Annotated in this window: 24 protein-coding genes; 14 read left to right on the forward strand and 10 right to left on the reverse strand. The window is 31.7% G+C overall.

The features are described from left to right. Positions 1 to 46 precede the first annotated feature (46 nt). From C8D80_RS06155 to C8D80_RS06175, 5 genes are all read left to right on the forward strand, one after another. Positions 47 to 469, forward strand: a complete 423-nt coding sequence (locus C8D80_RS06155; protein WP_133608456.1) for a hypothetical protein — start codon at positions 47 to 49, stop codon at positions 467 to 469. 118 nt (positions 470 to 587) lie between these two features. Further along, positions 588 to 842 carry an autorepressor SdpR family transcription factor gene (locus C8D80_RS06160; protein WP_008256034.1) on the forward strand — a complete coding sequence of 85 codons (255 nt, stop codon included), beginning with the start codon at positions 588 to 590 and terminating at the stop codon, positions 840 to 842. 3 nt (positions 843 to 845) lie between these two features. Next, positions 846 to 1487 (forward strand): SdpI family protein, encoded by a 642-nt coding sequence (locus C8D80_RS06165; RefSeq protein ID WP_133608458.1) that lies wholly within the window; start codon positions 846 to 848, stop codon positions 1485 to 1487. A 42-nt stretch (positions 1488 to 1529) separates the two neighbouring features. Next, positions 1530 to 2900: a serine hydrolase domain-containing protein gene (locus C8D80_RS06170; RefSeq protein WP_133608460.1), complete on the forward strand. Its 1371-nt coding sequence runs from the start codon at positions 1530 to 1532 to the stop codon at positions 2898 to 2900. Position 2901: 1 nt separating this feature from the next. Next, a complete protein-coding gene (locus tag C8D80_RS06175; protein WP_133608462.1) occupies positions 2902 to 3612 on the forward strand; it encodes a nicotinamide mononucleotide transporter family protein in 711 nt (236 codons plus the stop codon). Here C8D80_RS06175 and C8D80_RS06180 read toward each other — a convergent pair. Beyond that, a complete protein-coding gene (locus tag C8D80_RS06180; RefSeq protein WP_133608464.1) occupies positions 3607 to 4629 on the reverse strand; it encodes a LacI family DNA-binding transcriptional regulator in 1023 nt (340 codons plus the stop codon). The genes C8D80_RS06175 and C8D80_RS06180 overlap by 6 nt on opposite strands. A 197-nt stretch (positions 4630 to 4826) precedes the next feature. Here C8D80_RS06180 and rplM point away from each other — a divergent pair, with 197 nt between their 5' ends. The 7 genes from rplM to C8D80_RS06215 all read left to right on the forward strand — a co-directional run bounded on the left by rplM (position 4827) and on the right by C8D80_RS06215 (position 9081). Then, positions 4827 to 5282 carry a 50S ribosomal protein L13 gene (gene rplM, locus C8D80_RS06185; protein ID WP_133608466.1) on the forward strand — a complete coding sequence of 152 codons (456 nt, stop codon included), beginning with the start codon at positions 4827 to 4829 and terminating at the stop codon, positions 5280 to 5282. Continuing rightward, positions 5282 to 5668: a 30S ribosomal protein S9 gene (gene rpsI / locus C8D80_RS06190; protein WP_008256015.1), complete on the forward strand. Its 387-nt coding sequence runs from the start codon at positions 5282 to 5284 to the stop codon at positions 5666 to 5668. The genes rplM and rpsI overlap by 1 nt, the downstream gene beginning before the upstream one ends. 175 nt (positions 5669 to 5843) lie before the next feature. Next, positions 5844 to 6605, forward strand: coding sequence for a 30S ribosomal protein S2 (rpsB, locus tag C8D80_RS06195; RefSeq protein ID WP_041124303.1), 762 nt, complete (start codon positions 5844 to 5846; stop codon positions 6603 to 6605). A 136-nt stretch (positions 6606 to 6741) separates the two neighbouring features. After that, positions 6742 to 7563 carry a translation elongation factor Ts gene (gene tsf / locus C8D80_RS06200; protein ID WP_133608468.1) on the forward strand — a complete coding sequence of 274 codons (822 nt, stop codon included), beginning with the start codon at positions 6742 to 6744 and terminating at the stop codon, positions 7561 to 7563. 91 nt (positions 7564 to 7654) lie between these two features. Next, a complete protein-coding gene (locus C8D80_RS06205) occupies positions 7655 to 8314 on the forward strand; it encodes a queuosine precursor transporter (RefSeq protein ID WP_133608470.1) in 660 nt (219 codons plus the stop codon). Next, on the forward strand, positions 8304 to 8864 hold the full coding sequence (locus C8D80_RS06210) for a DNA-3-methyladenine glycosylase I (protein WP_133608472.1): 561 nt from the start codon (positions 8304 to 8306) through the stop codon (positions 8862 to 8864). Before C8D80_RS06205 ends, C8D80_RS06210 begins: the two co-directional genes overlap by 11 nt. A gap of 4 nt (positions 8865 to 8868) precedes the next feature. Then, positions 8869 to 9081 carry a VF530 family protein gene (locus C8D80_RS06215; RefSeq protein ID WP_133608474.1) on the forward strand — a complete coding sequence of 71 codons (213 nt, stop codon included), beginning with the start codon at positions 8869 to 8871 and terminating at the stop codon, positions 9079 to 9081. Positions 9082 to 9206: 125 nt separating this feature from the next. On the opposite strand, the gene C8D80_RS06220 is transcribed toward C8D80_RS06215, so the two are convergent. The 6 genes from C8D80_RS06220 to C8D80_RS06245 form a co-directional block, all read right to left on the reverse strand. Next, on the reverse strand, positions 9207 to 13022 hold the full coding sequence (locus C8D80_RS06220) for a LamG-like jellyroll fold domain-containing protein (protein ID WP_133608476.1): 3816 nt from the start codon (positions 13020 to 13022) through the stop codon (positions 9207 to 9209). A gap of 158 nt (positions 13023 to 13180) precedes the next feature. After that, a complete protein-coding gene (locus C8D80_RS06225) occupies positions 13181 to 13831 on the reverse strand; it encodes a LytR/AlgR family response regulator transcription factor (protein ID WP_133608478.1) in 651 nt (216 codons plus the stop codon). 1 nt (position 13832) lies between these two features. Then, on the reverse strand, positions 13833 to 15497 hold the full coding sequence (locus C8D80_RS06230) for a sensor histidine kinase (RefSeq protein WP_133608480.1): 1665 nt from the start codon (positions 15495 to 15497) through the stop codon (positions 13833 to 13835). A gap of 51 nt (positions 15498 to 15548) precedes the next feature. Beyond that, positions 15549 to 16190 carry a leucyl/phenylalanyl-tRNA--protein transferase gene (gene aat, locus C8D80_RS06235; RefSeq protein ID WP_133608482.1) on the reverse strand — a complete coding sequence of 214 codons (642 nt, stop codon included), beginning with the start codon at positions 16188 to 16190 and terminating at the stop codon, positions 15549 to 15551. 103 nt (positions 16191 to 16293) lie between these two features. Beyond that, positions 16294 to 16671 (reverse strand): DUF3127 domain-containing protein, encoded by a 378-nt coding sequence (locus tag C8D80_RS06240; protein ID WP_133608484.1) that lies wholly within the window; start codon positions 16669 to 16671, stop codon positions 16294 to 16296. 11 nt (positions 16672 to 16682) lie between these two features. Next, positions 16683 to 17558: a flavin reductase family protein gene (locus C8D80_RS06245; RefSeq protein ID WP_133608486.1), complete on the reverse strand. Its 876-nt coding sequence runs from the start codon at positions 17556 to 17558 to the stop codon at positions 16683 to 16685. Between the two features lie 105 nt (positions 17559 to 17663). On the opposite strand from C8D80_RS06245, the gene C8D80_RS06250 reads away from it, so the two are divergent. Continuing rightward, on the forward strand, positions 17664 to 18812 hold the full coding sequence (locus tag C8D80_RS06250; RefSeq protein WP_133608488.1) for a sensor histidine kinase: 1149 nt from the start codon (positions 17664 to 17666) through the stop codon (positions 18810 to 18812). 30 nt (positions 18813 to 18842) lie between these two features. Here the strand turns inward: C8D80_RS06250 and C8D80_RS06255 are convergent, their stop codons facing one another. Next, entirely contained in the window at positions 18843 to 19232 is a 390-nt protein-coding gene (locus tag C8D80_RS06255) for an HIT family protein (RefSeq protein ID WP_133608490.1), read from the reverse strand. A gap of 13 nt (positions 19233 to 19245) precedes the next feature. Next, entirely contained in the window at positions 19246 to 19722 is a 477-nt protein-coding gene (greA, locus tag C8D80_RS06260; protein ID WP_008255985.1) for a transcription elongation factor GreA, read from the reverse strand. A 153-nt stretch (positions 19723 to 19875) separates the two neighbouring features. Here greA and C8D80_RS06265 point away from each other — a divergent pair, with 153 nt between their 5' ends. Next, positions 19876 to 20298 carry a Rieske (2Fe-2S) protein gene (locus C8D80_RS06265; RefSeq protein WP_133608492.1) on the forward strand — a complete coding sequence of 141 codons (423 nt, stop codon included), beginning with the start codon at positions 19876 to 19878 and terminating at the stop codon, positions 20296 to 20298. Positions 20299 to 20353: 55 nt separating this feature from the next. Here the strand turns inward: C8D80_RS06265 and C8D80_RS06270 are convergent, their stop codons facing one another. Then, entirely contained in the window at positions 20354 to 22537 is a 2184-nt protein-coding gene (locus tag C8D80_RS06270; RefSeq protein ID WP_133608494.1) for a TonB-dependent receptor, read from the reverse strand. Between the last annotated feature and the right edge of the window lie 218 nt (positions 22538 to 22755).

Consider the following 22755-nt stretch of genomic DNA (forward strand, 5'->3'; position numbering starts at 1 on the left):
TCGCAGTTGGCAGTGTATATTAACAATTAAAAACAAATATTTAGAAATGAAGAAAATTTTATTAGTAGCCGTTTTAGCAATTTTAGCTTCATGTGATAACATAACAACAAAAAACAATGCTCCTGAAGATATTAAATTTGCTGAAGGATTAGCAACTAAATTTTATGAAGAATTGTCTAATAAAGATACAATCAAAATTAGCAGTTACTTAGACAAGTCTATTGCTAAAGAAGAACTTGGCAAATTAGTTAAGAAAAATTTACAAGACTATGGAGAAATAATTAAAGTTGACATCAATAAAACTCAAACTTCTAGTGTTACAAAAAATGATGTTAATGAGACAAAATATAGTATGGAAATAACAACTATTTACCAAAAAGGTAAAACTATTGATGAGATTTCATTTACAAAAGACAATAATAAAGAAATCACACTAAATTCATATTTAGTCCATGATGTAATTGAATAAGAAGTCTCAAATATTTATTACAAACCCGATAGGTTTTGAAACCTATCGGGTTTATTTTTTGAAAAGATTTTGCTATTTGAAATAATATTTAGATATTTGTCTAAATATATAAATTAATATGAACGCAATTTTCAAAGCCTTAAACGACGAAACCAGAAGAGATATTCTGGAATTGCTGCGCAAACAGGAAATGACGGCTGGCGATATTGCAGACCAATTTCATATTTCAAAACCTAGTATTTCGCATCATTTGGATATTTTAAAACGTGCCGATTTAGTCACGAGCGAGAAAAAAGGGCAATTTGTAGTCTATTCTTTAAACACTACAATTGTTGACGACATTTTACAATGGATTATTACTCTAAAAAAATAAAGTATGGAGAAGTTTAAAAAAGAAATTCCGTTTTTAGCAATTGCTTTAATTCCTTTTGTTTATCTAATTTACATTTGGAATCGGTTACCCGAAAAAGTTCCGATGCATTGGAATGGAGCTGGAGAAATTGACCGTTATGGCGATAAAAAAGAATTGTTTGTCATGCTATTTATGTTGGTAGGAATTACTTACATCATCTTTTTAGTGATTCCGTTCATAGATCCAAAGCAAAAATTACAAAACATGGGCAACAAACTGAATAATTTACGAATGATTCTTACTTTATTCATGTCGGGTTTAGCGGTTTTTATTTTGTACAGTGTGCAACAAAAAAGCAGTAATCCTGGCTTTGTGTTTGCAATTATTGGCTTGCTTTTTGCTTTCTTAGGTAATTATTTCAAAACCATAAAACCAAATTATTTCATTGGCATCAAAACCCCTTGGACATTAGAAAACGAAGAAGTTTGGAAAAAAACTCACATAATGGGTGGTAAACTTTGGTTCATTGGTGGACTTCTAATGGCATTGACATTTTTGTTACCAAACGAAATGCAATTGTATACTTTTTTAGGAATTACTGCCGTTATTAGTATTGTTCCGATTGTATATTCGTTTTTAGAATTCAAAAAAATCAAAAATCAGTAACGAAATCATACATTAGCTACTAATTAGTAAAAACAAAAAATCATGAAGAAATTACTATTACTTTTTGTATTTGCATTCACTACTTTCACTTTTGCTCAAGATAAATTCACACGAATTGATAGCTTGCTGAACTATTTGAATGAAAACAACAAATTCATGGGTTCGTTAACCATTCGCGAAGGTGAAAATGTGGTTTTCAACAAAGCCTATGGTTTTGCCGATGTAGAAAAGAACATCAAGGCTGATCGTTTTACACGTTACAAAATAGGTTCTATTTCTAAAACTTTCACGGCTGTAATGCTAATGCAATTGATTGAAGAGAAAAAATTAACACTTCAAACCAAATTGAATCGTTTTTATCCAAAAATGCCAAACGCTGAAAAGATTTCGATTTACGATTTATTGCATCATAGAACCGGAATTGTGGATTTTGTCAACCAAGATTCCACATTTCATAAAGTAATTGACAAAAAACATTCAAAAGAAGATATTTTAAAAGTAATAACATCTTATAAATCGAATTTTGAACCAGGAAGTAAATATGAATACAGCAATTCTAATTACTTCATTTTGGGATGTATCATCGAAAAATTGACAAAAAAATCATACGAGGAAAATTTACTAAATCGAATCGTAAAAAAAGTGGAACTAGGAACTTTTGAAGATAAAACCGAAATGACTGCTAAAGGCGCGGTTACCAATAAAGTTTTTGTTCCAACCACTTATTTCAGAGAAGAAGCTACAAATACAGCAAACAAAGAAAGTTATTCCTATTATTTTGATGGAACCAATTGGGTGAAATCGTATGAAAACCACAATTCCATAGCGTTTGCTTCTGGCGGAATTACTTCAACTCCAGCCGATTTAACGAAGTTTATTTATGCACTTTTCGATGGAAAATTAGTTAACCCGACTTCTTTAGACCAAATGAAAGAAATTAAAGAAGGTTATGGAAAAGCATTGATTCAGTTTCCTTTTGGCGAAAGACGTTTTTATGGTCATGGTGGAAGAATTGAAAATTTCAGTTCAATGCTAGGTTATTATCCAACGGAAAAAATGAGTTTTTCAATAATTTCAAATGGCGATAATTTTGTACAAAATGATATTATCATTGGAATCCTAAGTATTTATTACAAAATGCCATTTCCGTTTCCACAGTTCATGAAAATGGATAAAGGTGAATTAGCAAAATTTACTGGAACTTATGCTTCAAAAGAAATTCCTTTAAAAATTACCGTTTCAGAAAAGAATGGCGAATTATTTGCTCAAGCAACAGGACAAGGCGCATTTCCACTAACATTTAGAGAAGCAAAGACTTTCGTTTTTGCAGCTGCAGGAATTGAAATGGTTTTCGGAGACAACTCTTTTATATTAAATCAAGGCGGAACGAAATTCAACTTTACAAAAGAATAACATGCAGAACACCATCGCTACCATCAAAAGTATTACCAATAGTAAATATCTCGATATCATTGGAGTGGTTTTGGTGGTGAGCGTTTCAGTGTATTTAGAATATTATAAAACTACGTACGATTTTAGTTTCAGTGGAAAGAATTACTCGTTTTACTTAGGTTACTTTTCCATTTTAAACACGTGTCTATCGATGATGGCAACGCGATTGGTGACCAAGAAAAACAACATTGGGAACTTAATCAGTACTTGTAACACCTTATTAAGTGGAAGTATTGATTATCTTTTAGGAAATATTGGCGCCATTTTAACGTATCCTGTTTCGTTTTTTGGAAATTATTTTGCCTTTAGAATTTGGAAGAAAAAACAATATTTGAATGCGATTGATGGTATCTTTTTCCGAAATATGGCAATAGGCTTACTACTTTCATTAGTACTGAATTACATTGCTTTTACCACTTTCTCAGATAAAGCGATTGATTGGAAATTATTTTTCGCCATCGCTATTCCGGCCGGAATTAGTTTTGGTGGCACCTTTAATATAGGAAGAATGTATCCCGACAATTGGATTAATTGGCAAGTGTATAACTTATTCAAAATTGTACAGAATGTAATGCTAATGAACATTGCCAACACGGCAAAATATGTGTTTTATATGTTCAATGCGATTTTAGGTTACATTACTTGGAAGGATGATAAAGCGAAACAATTATGATTTACGTGTAGATTCTCTCTGACGCAACTCTGTTTTAATCACAACAGTTTGCGGTTGATAGAACTCGTCTTTTGAATTGAGTTTGTGAATTAACAATTCGGCTGCTTTGGCTCCAATTTCTGGTGCGTGTTGGCTCACGGTTGACAAACTCGGAGTTAATCGTCTTGACCAAACACCATCGGCAAAACCAATAATATTTAATTCTTCTGGAATTTTGATTCCTTGTTTTAGCGCCATTCGCATTGTCATGGTGGAACTATGTTCGTCTAAAGCAAAAACAGCATCCATCTTTTTTGAGGAAATCAACTCTTGCAATTTTACATCGAAATCTTCAATGGACGTTTCTTGAATAATCAGGTTTTCATCAATTGACATATTAGCATCTGTTAAGGCTTTTTTATATCCATCTAATCGTAATTTCCCAACACTTAAATTTTGAATCGTAGAAAGCAAGACTATTTTTTTACTCCCCAATTTTATCAAATGCGAAGTAGCATCATAAGCCGAGTCAAAATCATCTACCACCACTTTATCGCAATTGATACCATCGGCTACTCTATCAAACATAACGATAGGTGTTCCGCTATTCATAATGTCTTTAAAATGTTTGTATTCTTTTAAGGATTGCGTTTCTTCGGCAATAGCCACAATAAAACCATCAATAGTTCCATTGTTGAGCATATCCATAACTTGTTGCTCTTTATTGAAAGATTCGTTTGAAATTCCTGTAATCACATTATACCCTTTTGCCAAAGCTTCTTTCTCAATACCACTGAAAACTTTCGCGAAAAATGGATTTAGAATATTAGGAATAATTACACCTATAGTATTAGTACGCTGATTTTTTAAATTCTTGGCAATACTATTAGGTTTGTAATTCTGCAAAGCGGCATACTCTTGAATTTTTATTTTGGTAGCTTCACTAATTTCTGGACTATCACTTAATGCTTTAGAAACAGTAGATATTGATACGCCAAATTCGTGGGCTATTTGTTTTAGAGTTGCTTTTGCTTTCATATATAAAAGTTAAGAGGTAAAAATAGTGTATTTCTGTAATTTAAAAAAACAACTTCAATTGAAATTTATTTAATGACATGATGTTTAACAAATTAGAAAAAATAATATTTTCCATAAGTGGTTTGCAATTCTAATAAATAATTGTACTTTTGCACTCCCTTTATTGGGAATGGAATGTTTAATTTAAATTAATTATTGTGAACACATTAAGCTACAAAACAGTATCAGCCAACAAAGCAACTGCAGACAAGCAGTGGATTGTTGTGGACGCTGAAGGGCATAACTTAGGTCGTTTATCTACAAAAGTAGCAATGCTTTTAAGAGGTAAATACAAACCAAGTTATACACCGCACGTTGATTGTGGGGATAACGTAATTGTTATCAACGCAGAAAAAATCAACCTTACTGGTAACAAGTTAGATGACAAAACGTACATCAGACACACAGGTTACCCAGGAGGTCAAAGAACTTTAACTGCTAAAGTAATGCAACAAAAAAACCCTGCATTATTAGTAGAAAAAGCTATCAAAGGAATGTTACCTAAAAACAAATTAGGTGCTGAATTATTCCGTAATTTAAATGTATATGTAGGTTCTGAGCACAAACATGCTGCTCAAACACCTAAAACCGTTAACCTAAACGATCTTAAGTAATGGGAGTTATTCACAAAATCGGTAGAAGAAAATGCGCTGTTGCACGTGTTTATGTTTCAGAAGGAACAGGAAAAATCACTGTAAACAAAAGAGAATTCACTAACTACTTCCCAACTGCAACTTTACAGTACAAAGTTATGCAACCAATGTCTATGACAGAAAATGCATCAAACTTTGACGTTAAAGTAAACGTATATGGTGGTGGTTCAACAGGACAAGCAGAAGCTGTGAGAATGGCTATTGCTAGAGCAATGTGTGAAGTTGAGGCTGAAAACAGAGCTATCCTTAAACCAGAAGGATTATTAACAAGAGATCCTAGAATGGTTGAACGTAAAAAATTCGGTCAGAAAAAAGCGCGTAAGAGATTCCAATTCTCGAAACGTTAATATTCGATATTTATCAGAATATTTTTTCAGATACATTTTTACAATTAAAATTGAATTAAAAACAAAGTTGTCGATATTCCTTGTAAAAAGGGAATTAGTTTAGCATCTAAATTTTCAAGACCAACGCAAGTGACTACTTGAAAATTGCTAATCACGGAACGTAAACTATTACACAATGGCAAACAAAATTGACGTTAAAGAGTTATTAGAAGCAGGTGTACATTTCGGACACATGACTCGTAAATGGGATCCAAACATGGCTCCTTACATTTATATGGAGCGTAATGGTATTCATATCATTAACTTATATAAAACTGCAGCTAAAATTGAAGAAGCTAACGAAGCTTTGAAAAAAATTGCTGCATCTGGTAGAAAAGTATTATTCGTTGCTACCAAAAAACAAGCGAAAGATATCGTTGCTGAAAAAGCAGCAGCTTGTAACATGCCTTACATCACTGAAAGATGGCCTGGTGGTATGTTAACTAACTTCGTAACTATCCGTAAAGCTGTTAAGAAAATGGCTTCTATTGATAGAATGAAGAAAGACGGTACTTTCATGACTTTATCTAAAAAAGAAAGATTGCAAGTAGATCGTTTACGTGCAAAATTAGAGAAAAACTTAGGTTCTATTGCTGATATGTCTAGACTTCCAGCAGCTCTTTTTGTAGTAGACGTTAAAGCTGAGCATATCGCGATTAAAGAAGCTCAAAAATTAAACATTCCAGTTTTCGCAATGGTTGATACGAATTCGGATCCACGTCCAATTGATTTCGTTATCCCTGCAAATGACGATGCTTCTAAATCAATCGATAAAATTTTATCTTTAGTATCTGCTGCATTAGTAGAAGGTCTTTCTGATAGAAAAGTTGAAAAAGATGAATTACCAGCTAAAGAAGTAGAAGCTACTGAAGCTCCTGCTACTGAAACTGAAGCATAAATCAATTAATTCCAAGAATTAAATTCCAAATTCCAAACTTGTTGTAACTTTTAGTTAGCAATTTAGTAAAATTGGAATTTGGGATTTAGTAATTGGAATTTTTACTTTTATAAACAACAAATAAAAAACATACAAAATGGCAAATATTACTGCTGCAGACGTAAATAAATTAAGAACTATCACTGGTGCTGGAATGATGGATTGTAAAAAAGCATTAGTGGAAGCAGAAGGAGATTTCGATTTAGCTATCGAAAACTTAAGAAAAAAAGGTCAAAAAGTAGCTGCTAACCGTTCTGATAGAGAATCTACTGAAGGTGCTGCTATTGCTGTTATCAATGCTGACAAAACAGCTGGTGTAGCAATTACATTAAACTGTGAAACTGACTTCGTAGGTAAAAACGAATCTTTCGTAAAATTAGCTACAGATTTAGCTAACCAAGCATTAAACTATGCTACTAAAGAAGAATTATTAGCTTCTGACTTCGGTGGAATCACTGTTGCTGAGAAATTAATCGAGCAAACTGGAGTTATTGGAGAAAAAATTGAAGTAGGTTCTTTCGAAAGATTAGAAGGTGCTTTTGTTGGATCTTACATCCACGCTGGTAAAATTGCTACTTTAGTTGCTTTATCTGCAAATGTTGAAGGAGCTGACGAAGCTGCTAAAAACGTTGCAATGCAAGCTGCTGCAATGAACCCAATTGCTTTAAACGAAGCTGGTGTTGATGCTGCAATTATTGAAAAAGAAATCGAAATCGCTAAAGAGCAATTAAGAGCTGAAGGTAAACCAGAAGCAATGTTAGAAAACATTTCTAAAGGAAAAATCCAACGTTTTTACAAAGACAATACTTTAGTAAACCAAGATTATATCAAAGACGGTTCTATGAGTGTTGCTGCTTACATTAAATCTGTAGAAGCTAACTTAACTGTTTCTGGATTCAAAAGAGTTGCTTTAGGATAATTTTCCTAATTCAAAACATATAAAAACTTCAATCTTAGGGTTGAAGTTTTTTTTATGTTATAATTCTCCTACTTTTGATAAAACAATAGCAATGTTTCAAAGAAAAAAAGACATCATATACGTTGTATTAGCAGGTATTTTTATCACTAACGCTTTAGTAGCAGAGTTAATTGGCGGGAAATTAATTCATGTTGGAAATACCGTAATGAGTTTAGGAATTTTGCCTTGGCCCATTGTATTCATCACAACCGACTTAATCAACGAGTATTTTGGTGAAAAAGGCGTAAAAAAATTATCTTTCATAACCGCTGGATTAATTGCATACACATTTTTTCTTTTACTTATCGGACTTCAAATTCCGGCCGTAAAAGGAGATGGCTTAATTTCTGACGAACAATTTAATGCCGTTTTTGGTCAGAGCATGTGGATTATTGTAGGAAGCATCACAGCGTTCTTAGTTTCCCAATTAATTGATGTTACTATTTTTCATTTTGTAAAAAACAGAACGGGTAAAAAAATGATTTGGCTGAGAAGTACAGGTTCTACCGTGATTTCACAATTATTTGATAGCTTTATTGTTTTGGGTATTGCCTTTTGGTTGCCTGGAAAAATAAATGGCGAAACATTTGTAGCATCTGCATTTACAGGATATTCAGTTAAATTAGGAATAGCTATTTGCTTAACACCTTTAATTTATCTCGGACATTATTTAATTGATAACTATTTAGGAGCAGAAAAACATGGAAACTAAACAAAGATGCGCTTGGTGCGAAAAAGATGATTTATATCGAAATTATCACGATAACGAATGGGGAAAACCAGTCTATGATGATGAAACAATATTCGAATTTTTGATTTTAGAAACATTTCAGGCAGGATTAAGTTGGTATACTGTTTTAGCCAAAAGAGAAAACTTCAGAAAAGCATTTGATAATTTTAACCTGAAGAAAATAGCGAATTATTCAGAAGATAAAATGGCGGAATTAGCAGAAGATTCAGGAATTATTCGAAACAAATTAAAGATTAAAGCCACCGTTACCAATGCTCAAGCTTTTATAAAAGTGCAGGAAGAATTTGGAAGTTTCTCAAAATATATTTGGGGATTTGTTGATGGAAAACCAATTGACAACCAACCAAAAACATTAGGAGAAGTAAAAGCAACCACGCCAATTTCAGACGCATTAAGCAAAGATTTAAAAAAACGCGGATTCAAATTTGCAGGCTCAACAGTAATGTATGCCCACATGCAAGCTACTGGAATGGTGAATGACCATGTTGTAGATTGCCACACAAGAAAATAAAAATATGAGTAACGACCCACTTCACGGAAAACCTTTAAAGGAAATTGTAGAACAATTAGTAAATTTCTATGGCTTTGATACTTTAGCCGAATTAATCAACATCAAATGTTTTAAGGAAAATCCATCGGTAAAATCAAGCTTAACGTTCTTGAGAAAAACAGATTGGGCAAGAAAAAAAGTGGAAGAATTGTATGTGAGAACGTTACCAAAATTTTAAAACAAAAAAGACTGTCAAATGACAGCCTTTTTATTATAAACTATAAATATAAATACCGAGTAAAGTTAATAATACATAAAGTAATATTAATAAAAACTCAAACTTGTATTTATAAAATAACTTCATTAATTCTTAATTAATTTATGTGTTTGAGTATTACCATTACCATTTGTAACTTTTAATATGTAAACTCCAGTATTGAAGTTAGAAATATCAAAACTGTTTGTTCCAACTGATATTTTTTGATTTAATACTAACTTCCCTAATAAATCATATACTTCAACAGTAACATTTTGTTGAGAATCAATATTCAAAATTCCAGAAGTAGGATTTGGATATAATTCAATTACTGAATTTAATTCGAAATTAGAATTACCTAAAACAATACTTGCACATGTGTTTCCAGATGTTACTGGCGATCCAGAAGCCCAGTTTGATGTTGTTCCAGTTAAAATAAATCCAGACAAAGTTCCATTATAACTATTAGTTGTTGCATCTATAAGAGTTGTTACTCCCGCATTTGATGTGTTATTATTTCCTTGATTGAATTTGTAATAAGAAACTATATTATTTTGGGACGCTTGTAACTCACAATCTTTTGTGTTTAATATATCAGAATCTGTTAAAGCAATATTCCAAACTCTAAATTCTTCTAATCTACCGTTTAAATATTGACCTCCACCATCGCCTAACCAAGCTCCTAATGTAGTCGCTGTAACACTTAAATCGTTTGGCAAACTAAAATCCCCAGAAACCGTATTATCTAAAATACCATTTACAAAAAGCTTAGCCTGTGAATTTGTAAAAACAACTGCTAGATGATACCATTGACCAGTTGTTAAAGTTGCAGTACTTACCATACTACTTCCATTTTTAGCTTGATAAAAAACTTTCCCGTTTGCAGCTGCTCCACCGCCTATTGAAAAAATGGCGTAAGAATTTTCAGAATTACTTTGTTTTGCGCAAATGGTTTGATTATCTAATCCATTTACAAATACCCAAGCTTCAATGGTACCTTGAGGCAAATTATTCAATGCAGCAGTTGGTATAGTAACATAATCATTTGTTCCATCAAAATTTAAATTAGTTGCGGGAACTAAAGCATTTACCGTAACTACAACTTCTGTTCTTGCACTTTCACAACCATTTGCATTAGTAGAAGAAACCCAGTAAGATGTTGAACCAACAGTTGCTGTACTTGGCGTTGGAGCTGTACCACTACCCGAACCACCAGTAGAAACAGAATACCATAACAAACCTGTACCACCTGTTGTAGCCGTTAATGCTGTAGCAGTATCGCCTTGATTATAAATCACTGGTGTAGATACAGTTGCTACTGAAGGAATTACTGAACCTGTAGTTACAGGTGAACCTGCCAACCAGTTTGAAATTGATCCAGTTAGAGCAAAATTTGTCAATGTTCCATTTGCACCACCAGAAACTGAATTTGTTAATGTTGTTGCTGTAGGGTTAGCACTTGCATCATTTCCTTGATTAAATTTATAATAACCAACTAAACCAGTTTCTGTTCCCTGTAACTCACAATTTTTTCTACCATTAGCTTGTTCTGCAGTTATGGCAACATTGTAAACACGTAATTCATCAAAACTTGCATTTGCATTTCTACCAGCATTATTTGCGTATCTAACATCTTTCCCAATATGTAATTGCGCTGAAGCATTTGATCTTATTCCTGATGAAATACCAATTGCCGAACTAGCATTTAAAACACCATTTTTGTAAATTCTTACCCCAGTTGCATCTGCAACACAAGAATAATGTTGCCAAGTATTTAATGTCATTGCTGTTGAAATTACAGATCTCCAAGTTCCATTATCATTTACATAGAATCCAAATGTTCCATCACCTTGTCCGTGTACTAACCAAACATTGTTTGTCATATTATCTACTCCAGAAGTTCCTTGGCCAAAACCTGCCCCAACTGGTAAAGTAGCAGTTGGGTTTATCCAAAATTCAACACTTATGGCATTTGTGAAAGTTGTAAATGGTGTAGCAACTGAAACAAAATCATCTACTCCATCAAATTTTAAATGAGTTGCCGGTGTTTCAGCTAAATTATTAATCGTTATTGTAAATTGTTTTTCAAAAAATAAACTTCCTTGATCAGTTGTTCTAACACGAATTGAATATGACGATTTCGTTTCAAAATCAGGGCTAGCAGTAATTCTTAAATTATTTCCGCTGATATTAAACGAAGCATTGTCTGTACTTCCTGTTCCTGCAACTAATGTGTAAGTAAATGTATTCGCAGCATCTGCATCAGTAGTGCTTAATGCTCCAACTGTTGAATTGGCTGCTACGTTTTCGTTTATTGCTGTAGCTGAAAGTGAAATATCTGTTGGTGCTTCATTTACATTATTAATAGTAATGGTAAATTGCTTTTCAAAAGTTAAACTTCCTTGATCGGTAGTTCTAACACGAATTGCATAAGATGATTTCGTTTCAAAATCAGGGCTAGCAGTAATTCTTAAATTGTTTCCAGAAATATTAAAAGCACCATTATCAGTACTTCCTGTTCCTGCAACTAATGAATAAGTAAACGTATTTCCTGCATCAGGATCTGTAGAACTTAATGTTCCTACAGTTGAGTTTGCAGCTACGTTTTCATTAATTGATGTTGCTGAAAGTGATATATCTGTTGGCGAATCATTAGTGTCGATTATTGTTATTGTAAATGGTTCTTCATAAGATAAACCGCCTTGGTCTGTAGTTCTTAAACGGATATTATAAGACGATTTTGTTTCATAATCTGGACTAGCAGTAATTCTTAAATTGCTGCCAGAAATGTTAAAAGAAGCATTATCACTACTTCCAGTTCCTGCAACTAAAGTATATGTAAACGTATTTGCTGCATCTACATCCGTGGAACTTAATGTTCCAACGGTTGAATTGGCTGCTACATTTTCATTAATAAAAGTTGTCGAAAGCGCCATATCTGTTGGCGTTTCATTTACATTATTAATTGTGACTGTAAACTGTTTTTCATACGTTAAACTTCCTTGGTCTGTTGTTCTAAGACGAATTGCATAAGAATTTTTTGTTTCGAAATCAGGACTTGATGTAATTCTCAAATTACTTCCACTGATATTAAATGAAGCATTATCTGTACTACCTGCTCCTGCAACTAATGAATAAGTAAACGTATTTCCTGCATCAGGATCTGTAGAACTTAATGTTCCTACAGTTGAATTTGACGCAACGTTTTCATTAATTAAAGTAGTAGAAAGTGTTATGTTTGTTGGTGCTGCATTCATAGAAATACCTGTAACCAAAAAGTCGTCAACATAAGTTTGTCCGCTAGCTGAAGCAGTAGCTCCAGTAGGAGAAAAATTAGAAGTCATAATTACTCTTAAATGCACCACAGATTGGTTATCACAAGCAGAAGGTAATACAATATTTGAAATTGTATTAAAAGAAATAGATGAACTATTTGCTACACCAGCTGTAAAAACACCACCAGAAACATCAGTCCAACTTGTATTATCTAAACTGTATTGTAATTTAAAGTCTCTTGCACCCATAAACGAAGCAAAGGAAGTAGAACCAGCCATTTTACCAGAAAAATTTAAAGTTTGGTAATTTAAGGTACTAAAACTAAAGACATAGCCTTTAAGTCCAGTTCCATTTTCCCAACCTGTCCCGGGGTTTTCGTTAAAAATGATTTGATTACCAGTTCCATAAGCATCTGAAGCTGTAGCTGGAGAAACTCCGCCAAAAGTACTCATATATGAAATACCATTATTTGCAGCAATTCCTGTATTTGCATACGGATTTCTCCAATATGTTGAGTTGTTTGTGCTTTGATACGAAAAAAAGGACCCATTCCATCCTACAATATTGACTTGAGCATTTGCAATACTAATACCGAATACAAAAAGAAACAATATTAAAGTCTTTAATTTAGTAATTGTTTTGTACATATTTTTTACTTTAAATTTTAAAAATTTTATTAAAAATCTAATAAAAAGACAAATTATTAATCCACATAAATTAGATATCCAATTTACATATCAAAAATATAACTAATGTGAATGCGTTTTGATTTCTTGGGATAAACAGCAATAATTTGTGGACGAAATTAGAAATCAAATGAAAAATTTCTTGAAATCGGCAATTCGAAGTCGTTGACTTTTATGGAAGATGCTTTTTTTTGGGTAACTTTAGATTTATTTACAACATAAGAACGATGAACTCTACAAAACAAATCATCATCTAATTCTTTGCAAAAGTTATCCAATGTATTTCGTATTGTTATGGTTTTATTTACTAATTGAATATCAACGTAATTCTTGTCACTTTTTAGAAAAAGAATATCTTCATAGTTCACTTTGACTTCGTCAAAACCATTTTTTACAATTATATAATTAATCTTATTTTTAACGTTAGCCAACTCAATAGCAGCAATTAAATCAGATTCTTTAACTGGCTTAGTCAAATATGTTACCGGATTTACTTCAAAAGCTTTTAGCATGGTTTCTTTTTCCGTTTGACCAGTAATAAATATAATTTGCTTATTTTTTGCAAATTCTTTTGCCCATGAAATTCCAGTATCTTTACCATGAAGATTGATATCCAATAAAACAATATCTGGTTTGGTTAGATTCATTTTTTCCGTCGCTTCTTCAACTGTAAAAGCTAACTCAACATCATTTAAACCATTATCATTTAGTAAATTTTTGATGTAATTAGCAATTAAAACTTGATCTTCAACTATTAATATTTTAGTCATTTTATAATGATTTTTTAAAACTTAAATGAAACCCATTATTGATAATTATTTCAGGGTGTACTCCCATTTGTTGACATAATTGTTTTACCAAAATTGGATTTATTTCTTGAGATTTATTTTTTTGTCCATTATCAGAATAGCTAAATTCAAACTGATCTTGAATTTTTATTATTTCAATTGCAATATTTTTTATTTGGTCCTCTTTAAAAGCATATTTTATAGAGTTCATTATTAATTCTGTCACCATCAAACCCATATACATTGCAGAATCTGAATCACTAATAACACTGTCTACATTTAATTTTAAAATTATATTTTCATTAATGCAGATTTCAGAAAAACTCTCTTCAATTTTTGTAAAATACAATTGTAAATCTAGCGTTTTTTTATCTTTAGAAGCATACAATTCTCGATGTAATAAAGCAATAGACTGAATTTTGGATTGCAATCTAATTAAATCTTTATCTTCTTTATTCTGAGCTTTATTTTTTCGAATCGTTTCATTTATCAATAAACTAATTAATTGTAAGTTATTGTTAATACGGTGATTGGTTTCACTTATTAAAAACTCATTTTCTGTATTTAATTTTTCGAGCGTTTTTTTTGATTTTCTTATTTTGTTACTATAAAACCATAAAGTTGCCAAACCAGTAAATAAAAAAAGTAGAATAACAAACAATAATAATTGATTCTTTTTTGATGCAACAAGTTCTTTTTCTTTCTTTTGAATAATATAATTATTCTCTAAAAATTCATATTTTTTCCTATTTTCATATTCATTTAATAGAATATTAATCCCATTTAATGAATCTGAATAATGCATGGCGTTTTCATAATCTTTACTTAAAAAAGTAGTGTTTTTTAATTCATTATAAATCTGTTGCATTTGCCAAAGATTGTTTATTTCTTTAGCTTTCTTTAATCCTTTTTGATAATAATAAATTGCTTTTGAGAAATAGCCCTCTTTTTGTTGGTAATATCTACCTAAATTGATAGAAACGTCAACATATGCTATTTTTGTATCATATTTTTCGGCTACTTTAAAAGCTTTTAGAAAATAATAAAGAGCTGTTTTAGGCTCCTCAACAAAACTTAAAAAACCTATTTCATTTAAAGTATAAACAATAATTGATTTATCTTTTATTTTAACTTGATCGGCAAGAATTAAATTACTCAGTTTGTGTATTTTTACAACAGAATCTTGAATATTATTATAATATTGTGCCAAAATTGCTATTCGTCTATTTAAATAGTAATATTTATATTCCGAATTATTACTTTTTAAAAATAATTTTTCTGCCTTATAAATAAAATCATTTGCTAAATTTCTATTGCCTATATATCTCGAAATTTCAGCCTTTACAACAAAAATACGGAATAGTTCATTAGTATCATTTAATTTACTAAAAGTCTTTTCTGCACTTTCAAGATAATAAAAACAACTATCGGATTTTGCTAAGGATTTTAAAACTTCAGCATATCTAATTTTTATTGAAGCTTTTTTCTTGTAACTGATTTTTTCATTTCGAAGCTCACTAAGTATAATTACTCTCGCAGAATCATATTGAGAATTTTCTATGAAATACTGCAATCGTTGATCAAAATTATTTTGTGAAAAAATACTTTGAAGAACTAAGCAAAAAAATATTGTAGTTATTATTCTCAAATTTTATATGTTTTAAATTTTATAAACTTAATAAAATTAATTCAAATATGTTCAATATTCACTTTTCAACACCATCAAAAAATCTTCTCTGTCAATTTCTACACAACCTAAACTATCTAAATGGTCGTTATAGACTTGACAATCTAATAAATGATAGTTTGCTATTTCTAATTGTTTTGCTAACGCAATAAAAGCTAATTTACTAGCATTAGACACTTTTGAAAACATACTTTCACCACAAAAAACGTGACCTAAATCAACGCCATACAAACCGCCAACCAATTCGTCATTTTGCCAAACCTCAACACTTTTTGCGATTCCTAATTCGTGTAATTTACAATAGGCTTCCACCATATTGTCGGTAATCCAAGTTCCTGGCTGATCTTTTCTGGAAATCTTTTTGCAATTTAAAATTACGTCTCTAAAAGCAGTATTAAAAGTAACTTTGAATTTTCTTTGATTGATTATATTTCGCATGCTTTTCGAAATCTTCAAATCTTCGAAAAACAAGACCATTCGCTCAGGTGGACTCCACCATAAAATTGGTTCATCATCTTCAAACCATGGAAATATTCCCGATTTATATGCTAATACAAGTCGTTCTGGTGACAAATCTCCTCCAACCGCTACAATCCCTTCAGGAGAAGCCATTTCTACAGGCGGAAAATATAATTCTTTAGTTAAAAAATACATTCGGTAAAGTACAAGTTCAATATCAAATTTCAAGTTCAATAAAAAAGTCAGAAATTCAAGTATAACTTAAACTTCTGACTTCCATCCTACGACTTCTAACTTATTAGAAAGGTAAATCGTCGTGTTCTTCTTCTTTAAAGTTAGTTGCTGGTTCAAATGCTTCTGATGCAGGCATTGGAGGCATTTGCGGTGCACTTGGTGCTTCTGCTTGAACTTTTTCAATTCTCCAACCTTGGATAGAGTTAAAAAATTTAGTTTCTCCTTGTGGATTTACCCATTCTCTTCCTCTTAAATTGATAGACACTTTTACTTGTTCTCCAACATTATAATTGTTTAACAAATCTGTTTTATCTTGTGCAAACTCAATCAAAATGTGTTGAGGATATTGCTCTTCTGTAGTAACTACAAGTTCTCTTTTTTTGAAAGAAGCACTTACTTGTTGTACAGGATTAATTAATTTTACTCTTCCTAAAACTTCCATAATACTTAAATTTATTTTTTTGCTAATAACAATTTCCAAGCATCAATAGCCCTTCCATTATCTACATACTCTTTTGCTTTTTGAAATTTTGTATCCATATCATCGGCACTTAAAACCGCTTTGACTTCAAAATTTTCTTTTACAAATATAGCAATTTCTTCTTCGGTTGGAATATTTTCTATGTTTCCTAATTTTCCTAAATCATTACCCGTAAAATAGCCACTTTCTTTAATGAAATCAGGAATCATATCTACTCCAATTCCTAAAGTTGTCAATGGTTTTTCAACTTCAAACATCCCTACATTAGAACGGCTGTACCAGTTTCCTCCCATTCGTGCAACCAAATCAATTTTGTGTTGGTCAATCATTCCTGTTGCATCTAAAACGGCTTCATTGATGTGAATTTTTACCACTTCACAAATTACTAAATTTCCTGCTCCTCCTTGGTCGCCTAAAGCAATCACTTCGTTGATTTTACATTCAAATTGCACTGGACTTTCTGCTACACGAAATGGTTTTACTTTGTCTGATTTTAGCATCGTAAATCCTGCTTTTTCAAACTCATTTACACCATCTGGATATTCGGTACTTGATAACGACATTTGTTGTACGATATCATAATTCACAACATTAATTACGACTTCTTTAGTGTTTTGAGCGTTGATTAATGTATGTTTTGTAGTATTATCACGCACGCGTCTTGCTGGCGAAAAAATCAAAATCGGCGGATTAGAACTAAACACATTAAAGAAACTAAAGGGCGATAAATTTGGATTTCCATTACTATCCATAGTACTTGCAAAAGCGATAGGTCTTGGCGCTACTGCACTTTGTAAATATCCTTGTAATTTTGCTGGCGCTATTTCTTTTGGATCGATGCTTAACATACTGAAACTATTTTTTACAAAGATAACAAAGAATTACAAGTTCAATTACAAGAATAAACATCAAATTAAAAAGGATTTTAGTATTTTTACTTCAAATACGAATACATGCAGTTTTCAGAAAGGCGAAACATAACGCGCTGGTTTATTATATTAGCTTCCTTTTTCATAGTAATTTTAATACTTTGGAATACCTATAACTTTTTCCAAATTTTCAAAAACGAGGAACGAGCAAAAATGGAGTTTTGGGCAAGCGCTCTTACCACGATTGCTAATGCAAACGAAAATACCGACATAGAACTTCCTTTGCAAATTATTACAAAAAACACGACCATTCCTATTTTTATTACCGACAGTAAAGAAAATATCATTGATTTTAATAATATTGATGAAGAAATTTCTAAAGATAGTATAGCTTTAAAAAAATATTTCAATTCGGTAAAAAATGACAATCAGCCCATCAAAATGGAGCGCTCAAATAGTAAATATCAATTGGTTTATTATGGAGATTCGCCTTTGTTGAATAAATTAAAATATTATCCTATTGCTTTATTATTGATTATTATTTTGTTTGGAGCTGTTGTTTACAATTTTTATCGTGCTACTAAGATGGCAACTCAAAATAAACTTTGGGCCGGAATGGCAAAAGAAACCGCACATCAAATTGGAACACCTTTGTCGTCTTTAATTGGTTGGTTAGAAATTTTAAAATTAGACAATGTTGAAGAAAGTACCATTGTTGAAATTGAAAAAGATATTACGCGTTTACAAACTATTACCGATAGATTTTCAAAAATAGGAAGCGAACCTGTGTTAGAAAAACGCGATATTATCGAAGACACGAAAAACACAGTTGATTATCTACAAACTCGAGTTTCTCAGCAAATTGTTTTTACTTTTAAAGCTCCCGAACACCCTATTTATGTTGATATTAATCCCGCTTTGCATAGTTGGACGATTGAAAATTTAGTTAAAAATGCAATTGATGCGATGAAAGGAAAAGGTAGTTTGAATATTGTAATTTCGGAATTAGAAGATATTGTAAAAATCAGCATTACCGATACTGGAAAGGGAATTCCAAAAAACCAATTTTCAAAAGTTTTTGAACCCGGATTTACGACTAAAAAAAGAGGTTGGGGTTTAGGATTGTCTTTAACCAAAAGAATTGTTCAGGAATATCACAAAGGAAAAATTAAAGTAACGCATTCTGAAATTGGCAAAGGAACCACTATGCAGATTAGCTACAAAACGACATAAAAAAATCCCGATTGAATCGGGATTTTATTTTTATAAGTTTAAAGCGATTTGCTTGGCTAATTCTTGAAATTCTTCTGGTGATAAACTTGTTTTTCTTTGAAAACGCATATCATCCATATCTTGAAGCGGGATTAAATGTACGTGAACGTGCGGCACTTCTAATCCTACCACAGCAACACCAATTCGTTTACATTCAACTGATTTTTCAACAGCTTTTGCTACTTTTCTAGAAAACTTCATCAATCCTAAATAATGCTCTTCTTCCATATCAAAGATTTTATTAATCTCTTGTTTTGGAATACATAAGGTATGTCCTTTTGCATTAGGATTCACATCTAAAAAAGCCAAATAGTTATCGTCTTCGGCAATTTTATAACAAGGAATTTCTCCGTTTACTATTTTAGTGAAAATACTAGCCATTTTTAATGTATTATTAGTCTCTTGTAATTTCTAAAACATCAAATTTCAATACACCGTTTGGCACGATGATTTCCGCTACTTCGCCAACAGATTTTCCTAGTAATCCTTTTCCAATAGGAGAAGTTACCGAAATTTTTCCTGTTTTTAAATCGGCTTCACTTTCTGCTACTAATGTATATTTCATTTCCATACCATTAGCTTGATTTTTAATCTTTACAGTAGACAATACTAATGCTTTTGATAAATCTAATTGCGATTCATCAATTAAACGAGCGTTAGCCACTACTTCTTCCATTTTAGAAATTCTCATTTCTAATAATCCTTGCGCTTCTTTAGCGGCATCATATTCTGCATTCTCAGACAAATCACCTTTATCTCTTGCTTCTGCAATAGCTTGTGACGCTTTAGGGCGCTCTATACTTTTAAGTTGGTCTAACTCGTCTCTTAATTTTTTTAATCCTTCTGCGGTGTAATAAGATACTGTACTCATAACTTCATTGTTTATAAAATAGAAAGAATCCCACCTACATGGGATTCCTTTTCACAAAGATAGTAATTTATTTTTAATATTAATTTATGATACTAAGTAATGTTTTGTCAAAAGGAATTAATTAAATTTGTTTAATCATTCTTAGAAAAAAACATGAAAAAATATCTCTTACTTCTTTTATTACCATTAATTTTTAGTTGTGAAAAAGAAAGCTTTACAAACAATAATCCTTATTTACCAAATTATGGTTTTAATGTAAACATCAACATGAACTTACCACAATATAGCTCACTACAGTTTCCAAGTAATGCTGTTTATATTAGTGGTGCTGGAGTTGGGGTAAGAGGAATTTTTGTCTTTAATACTGGTGGAAATTACGTTGCTTTTGATGCGGCTTGTCCTAATCAAGCTTTGAGTTCATGTTCTACTATGACTTTAAGTGGCATTGATGCAATTTGCCCTTGTGATGATGTTCGATATAGTTTATTTTCGGGTCAAGCCCAAGGCATGCAATATCCAATGAAACAATATAGAGTGGAACAATTAGATGCGGTTTCACTTCGTGTTTACAACTAATAAAAAAGCCTGAAAAATAAAACTTTCAGGCTTTTTTCAACTTAACTTAATCTAACTAAAATTTTAAACTTATTCCAAGAAGGAAATTAATTCCCGCTTGTGGGTAAAATCCTGCTCCTCCATAAGTAATTATATCTCCTGAAGAGTCATCATCATAGGTGTAGAAATAACCGTTAGATTCGTATTCTACATCGAAAATATTATTTACTAACGCCGAAAAAACAATCGATTTTATTCCTTTATTAATTTGCCAATCGTATGAAGCATTAAAATCATTAATGAAATAGCTATCCAATTTCGAAACATCTGAATCGATATTTCCCATATATTGATCTCCAACAAATTTTGATAATACTGACAATTGCAATCCTTTAACCGGTAAATAAGAAAATCTATTTCCAAAAATAAAATTAGACGAATATGCGATATTAGTATTTCCTAAATTCTGAACTACTCCATTAATTTCATAATAAAAATCCTCATTCTTATTCTGACTTAATGTGAAATTCGGATTTAAAATTAACTTATCTGTTAAAGCAATTGTTGATTCTACTTCTAAACCTAATCGATAACTTTTTCCGCTATTTGTAAAAATTGGAGCACCAACATCATTCAAATCGCCTGTCAAAACCAATTGATCGTTATAGCGCATATAAAATGCATTTGCGTATAATTTTACTTTTTGTGTATTGTATTTCCAACCTAATTCATAATCAAATAAACGTTCTGGCTTTATAGCACCACTTTCGTAATCATCGCGTCTTGGTTCTTTGTTTGCAATTCCAAAATAACCATAGAATGAATTTTTAGTATTTAATTGGTAATTCAGACCTGCTTTTGGATTAAAGAATCTAAATGTATCATTTACATCATCAAATTTTACACTTGTGGCATCGTAAAACACCATTCTGTATTGTAAATCGGTAAATAAATTTAATTTACTTGTTACGTTATAGGATGCTTTCGTGTAGAAATTCACATCATCTTTATTTCCATAATCATCGTAATATCTATTTGGATTTGGAATATAATTCTGCGTCCAAACTACTTCTCCGTAATGCAATCCTAAATAGCGATTGGCCGCACCACCAAATAATAAATCGGTTTTCTCGTTTCTGTAATTTAAGGAAAAGGTTGCTCCGAAGAAATCATTATCTAACCATCTTTTTCTAACTAAATCAGAAATTGAATTTCCATTAAAATCAGGCAAATTATAATCGGTTAAATCTTCATCTTCTTTGTACTGTTCAAAGTAACCTTTCCCAATAGTGTAATGCAATGCAGCATTTGAAATCCAATTTTCAGACCACTTTTCTGTCCAGTGCAATTGAAAATGATTTTGCCAATAATTATCGGTTTCATTGTCGTAGAATTGCATATTTCCGAATTCATCGAAATACATCCCCGCAGGATTGAACGTTCTACTTCCATCTAAATCTTCTGTTCCGTACCACGCTTGATAGGTTTTTTCTTTTCCTCCAAATGCCATTAATTTTACTAAAGTTGTCTCTTTAACATAATTAATATTAAAAAAATACCCAATCATATTTGATGTTGCTCTATCGATAAATCCATCCGAAGCAATATTGGAAATTCTTCCATTCATTTCAAAATTATTATGCAAACCTGTACCAAAAGATAAGGTATGTTTTCTTGTATTAAAACTTCCGAAAGAATTTGAAATTTCGGCATATGCTTTTTCTTGATAGGATTTGGTTGCCATATTTAAACTTGCACCAAAAGCTCCAGCCCCGTTAGTTGAAGTTCCAACTCCTCTTTGCAACTGAACACTTTCTAATGACGAAGCAAAATCGGGTAAATTCACAAAGAAAGTTCCTTGACTTTCACTATCGTTAAAAGGGATTCCGTTTAGAGTAACGTTAATTCGAGAACCATCAGATCCACGAACACGCATAGAAGTATAACCTACTCCATTTCCAGCATCAGTTGTACTAACTACAGAAGGTAAATATTGCAACAAAACAGGAATGTCTTGCCCTAAATTTCTTGGCGCAATTTCTTCCTTGGAAACATTAGTAAACGTAATAGGATTTTTGTCTTTTGCTCTAACAGACGAAACCGTAACTTCTTTAAGTTCGGTAACTTTCGTGGTGTCTTTCTTAGTTTCTTGCGAAAAAGAAATAAAAGGCAAAAGGTAAAAGGCAAAAGGTAAAAGGCAACTAAAATAGCGACTTTTTGTTTTTGGCACTAAGCCATTTTTTTTGAATAAAGTTTTCATTCGTAAAATAAATACGAATAAAAGGGGCAATTATTCCTTGGTTAAAAATTAAATTTGATACTCTTCGACGCGAATAAACGTGCACATTTATTTTTGTCATTTCCCTAAACAGCATTATCTGTTCTAGGTTCTATGGGTATGATCTCAGCTCGTTATTTAGAGCACCCCTTTGAGACAAGGCAAAGATAGAACTCTTTAGTTTAAAGTTCCAAGTTTAA

Source organism: Flavobacterium cheniae (genome assembly GCF_004363695.1).
GTDB lineage: Bacteria > Bacteroidota > Bacteroidia > Flavobacteriales > Flavobacteriaceae > Flavobacterium > Flavobacterium cheniae.

Coding starts and splice junctions, on each gene's coding strand:
- C8D80_RS06240 (WP_133608484.1), bottom strand. CDS start 16,671: ATGGAAGTTTTAGGAAGAGTAAAATTAATTAATCCTGTACAACAAGTA.
- C8D80_RS06250 (WP_133608488.1), top strand. CDS start 17,664: ATGCAGTTTTCAGAAAGGCGAAACATAACGCGCTGGTTTATTATATTA.
- rpsI (WP_008256015.1), top strand. CDS start 5,282: ATGGGAGTTATTCACAAAATCGGTAGAAGAAAATGCGCTGTTGCACGT.
- C8D80_RS06165 (WP_133608458.1), top strand. CDS start 846: ATGGAGAAGTTTAAAAAAGAAATTCCGTTTTTAGCAATTGCTTTAATT.
- C8D80_RS06255 (WP_133608490.1), bottom strand. CDS start 19,232: ATGGCTAGTATTTTCACTAAAATAGTAAACGGAGAAATTCCTTGTTAT.
- aat (WP_133608482.1), bottom strand. CDS start 16,190: ATGTATTTTTTAACTAAAGAATTATATTTTCCGCCTGTAGAAATGGCT.
- C8D80_RS06155 (WP_133608456.1), top strand. CDS start 47: ATGAAGAAAATTTTATTAGTAGCCGTTTTAGCAATTTTAGCTTCATGT.
- C8D80_RS06225 (WP_133608478.1), bottom strand. CDS start 13,831: ATGACTAAAATATTAATAGTTGAAGATCAAGTTTTAATTGCTAATTAC.
- greA (WP_008255985.1), bottom strand. CDS start 19,722: ATGAGTACAGTATCTTATTACACCGCAGAAGGATTAAAAAAATTAAGA.
- C8D80_RS06180 (WP_133608464.1), bottom strand. CDS start 4,629: ATGAAAGCAAAAGCAACTCTAAAACAAATAGCCCACGAATTTGGCGTA.
- C8D80_RS06175 (WP_133608462.1), top strand. CDS start 2,902: ATGCAGAACACCATCGCTACCATCAAAAGTATTACCAATAGTAAATAT.
- tsf (WP_133608468.1), top strand. CDS start 6,742: ATGGCAAATATTACTGCTGCAGACGTAAATAAATTAAGAACTATCACT.
- C8D80_RS06205 (WP_133608470.1), top strand. CDS start 7,655: ATGTTTCAAAGAAAAAAAGACATCATATACGTTGTATTAGCAGGTATT.
- C8D80_RS06215 (WP_133608474.1), top strand. CDS start 8,869: ATGAGTAACGACCCACTTCACGGAAAACCTTTAAAGGAAATTGTAGAA.
- C8D80_RS06170 (WP_133608460.1), top strand. CDS start 1,530: ATGAAGAAATTACTATTACTTTTTGTATTTGCATTCACTACTTTCACT.
- C8D80_RS06245 (WP_133608486.1), bottom strand. CDS start 17,558: ATGTTAAGCATCGATCCAAAAGAAATAGCGCCAGCAAAATTACAAGGA.
- C8D80_RS06210 (WP_133608472.1), top strand. CDS start 8,304: ATGGAAACTAAACAAAGATGCGCTTGGTGCGAAAAAGATGATTTATAT.
- C8D80_RS06270 (WP_133608494.1), bottom strand. CDS start 22,537: ATGAAAACTTTATTCAAAAAAAATGGCTTAGTGCCAAAAACAAAAAGT.
- C8D80_RS06220 (WP_133608476.1), bottom strand. CDS start 13,022: ATGTACAAAACAATTACTAAATTAAAGACTTTAATATTGTTTCTTTTT.
- C8D80_RS06265 (WP_133608492.1), top strand. CDS start 19,876: ATGAAAAAATATCTCTTACTTCTTTTATTACCATTAATTTTTAGTTGT.
- C8D80_RS06160 (WP_008256034.1), top strand. CDS start 588: ATGAACGCAATTTTCAAAGCCTTAAACGACGAAACCAGAAGAGATATT.
- rpsB (WP_041124303.1), top strand. CDS start 5,844: ATGGCAAACAAAATTGACGTTAAAGAGTTATTAGAAGCAGGTGTACAT.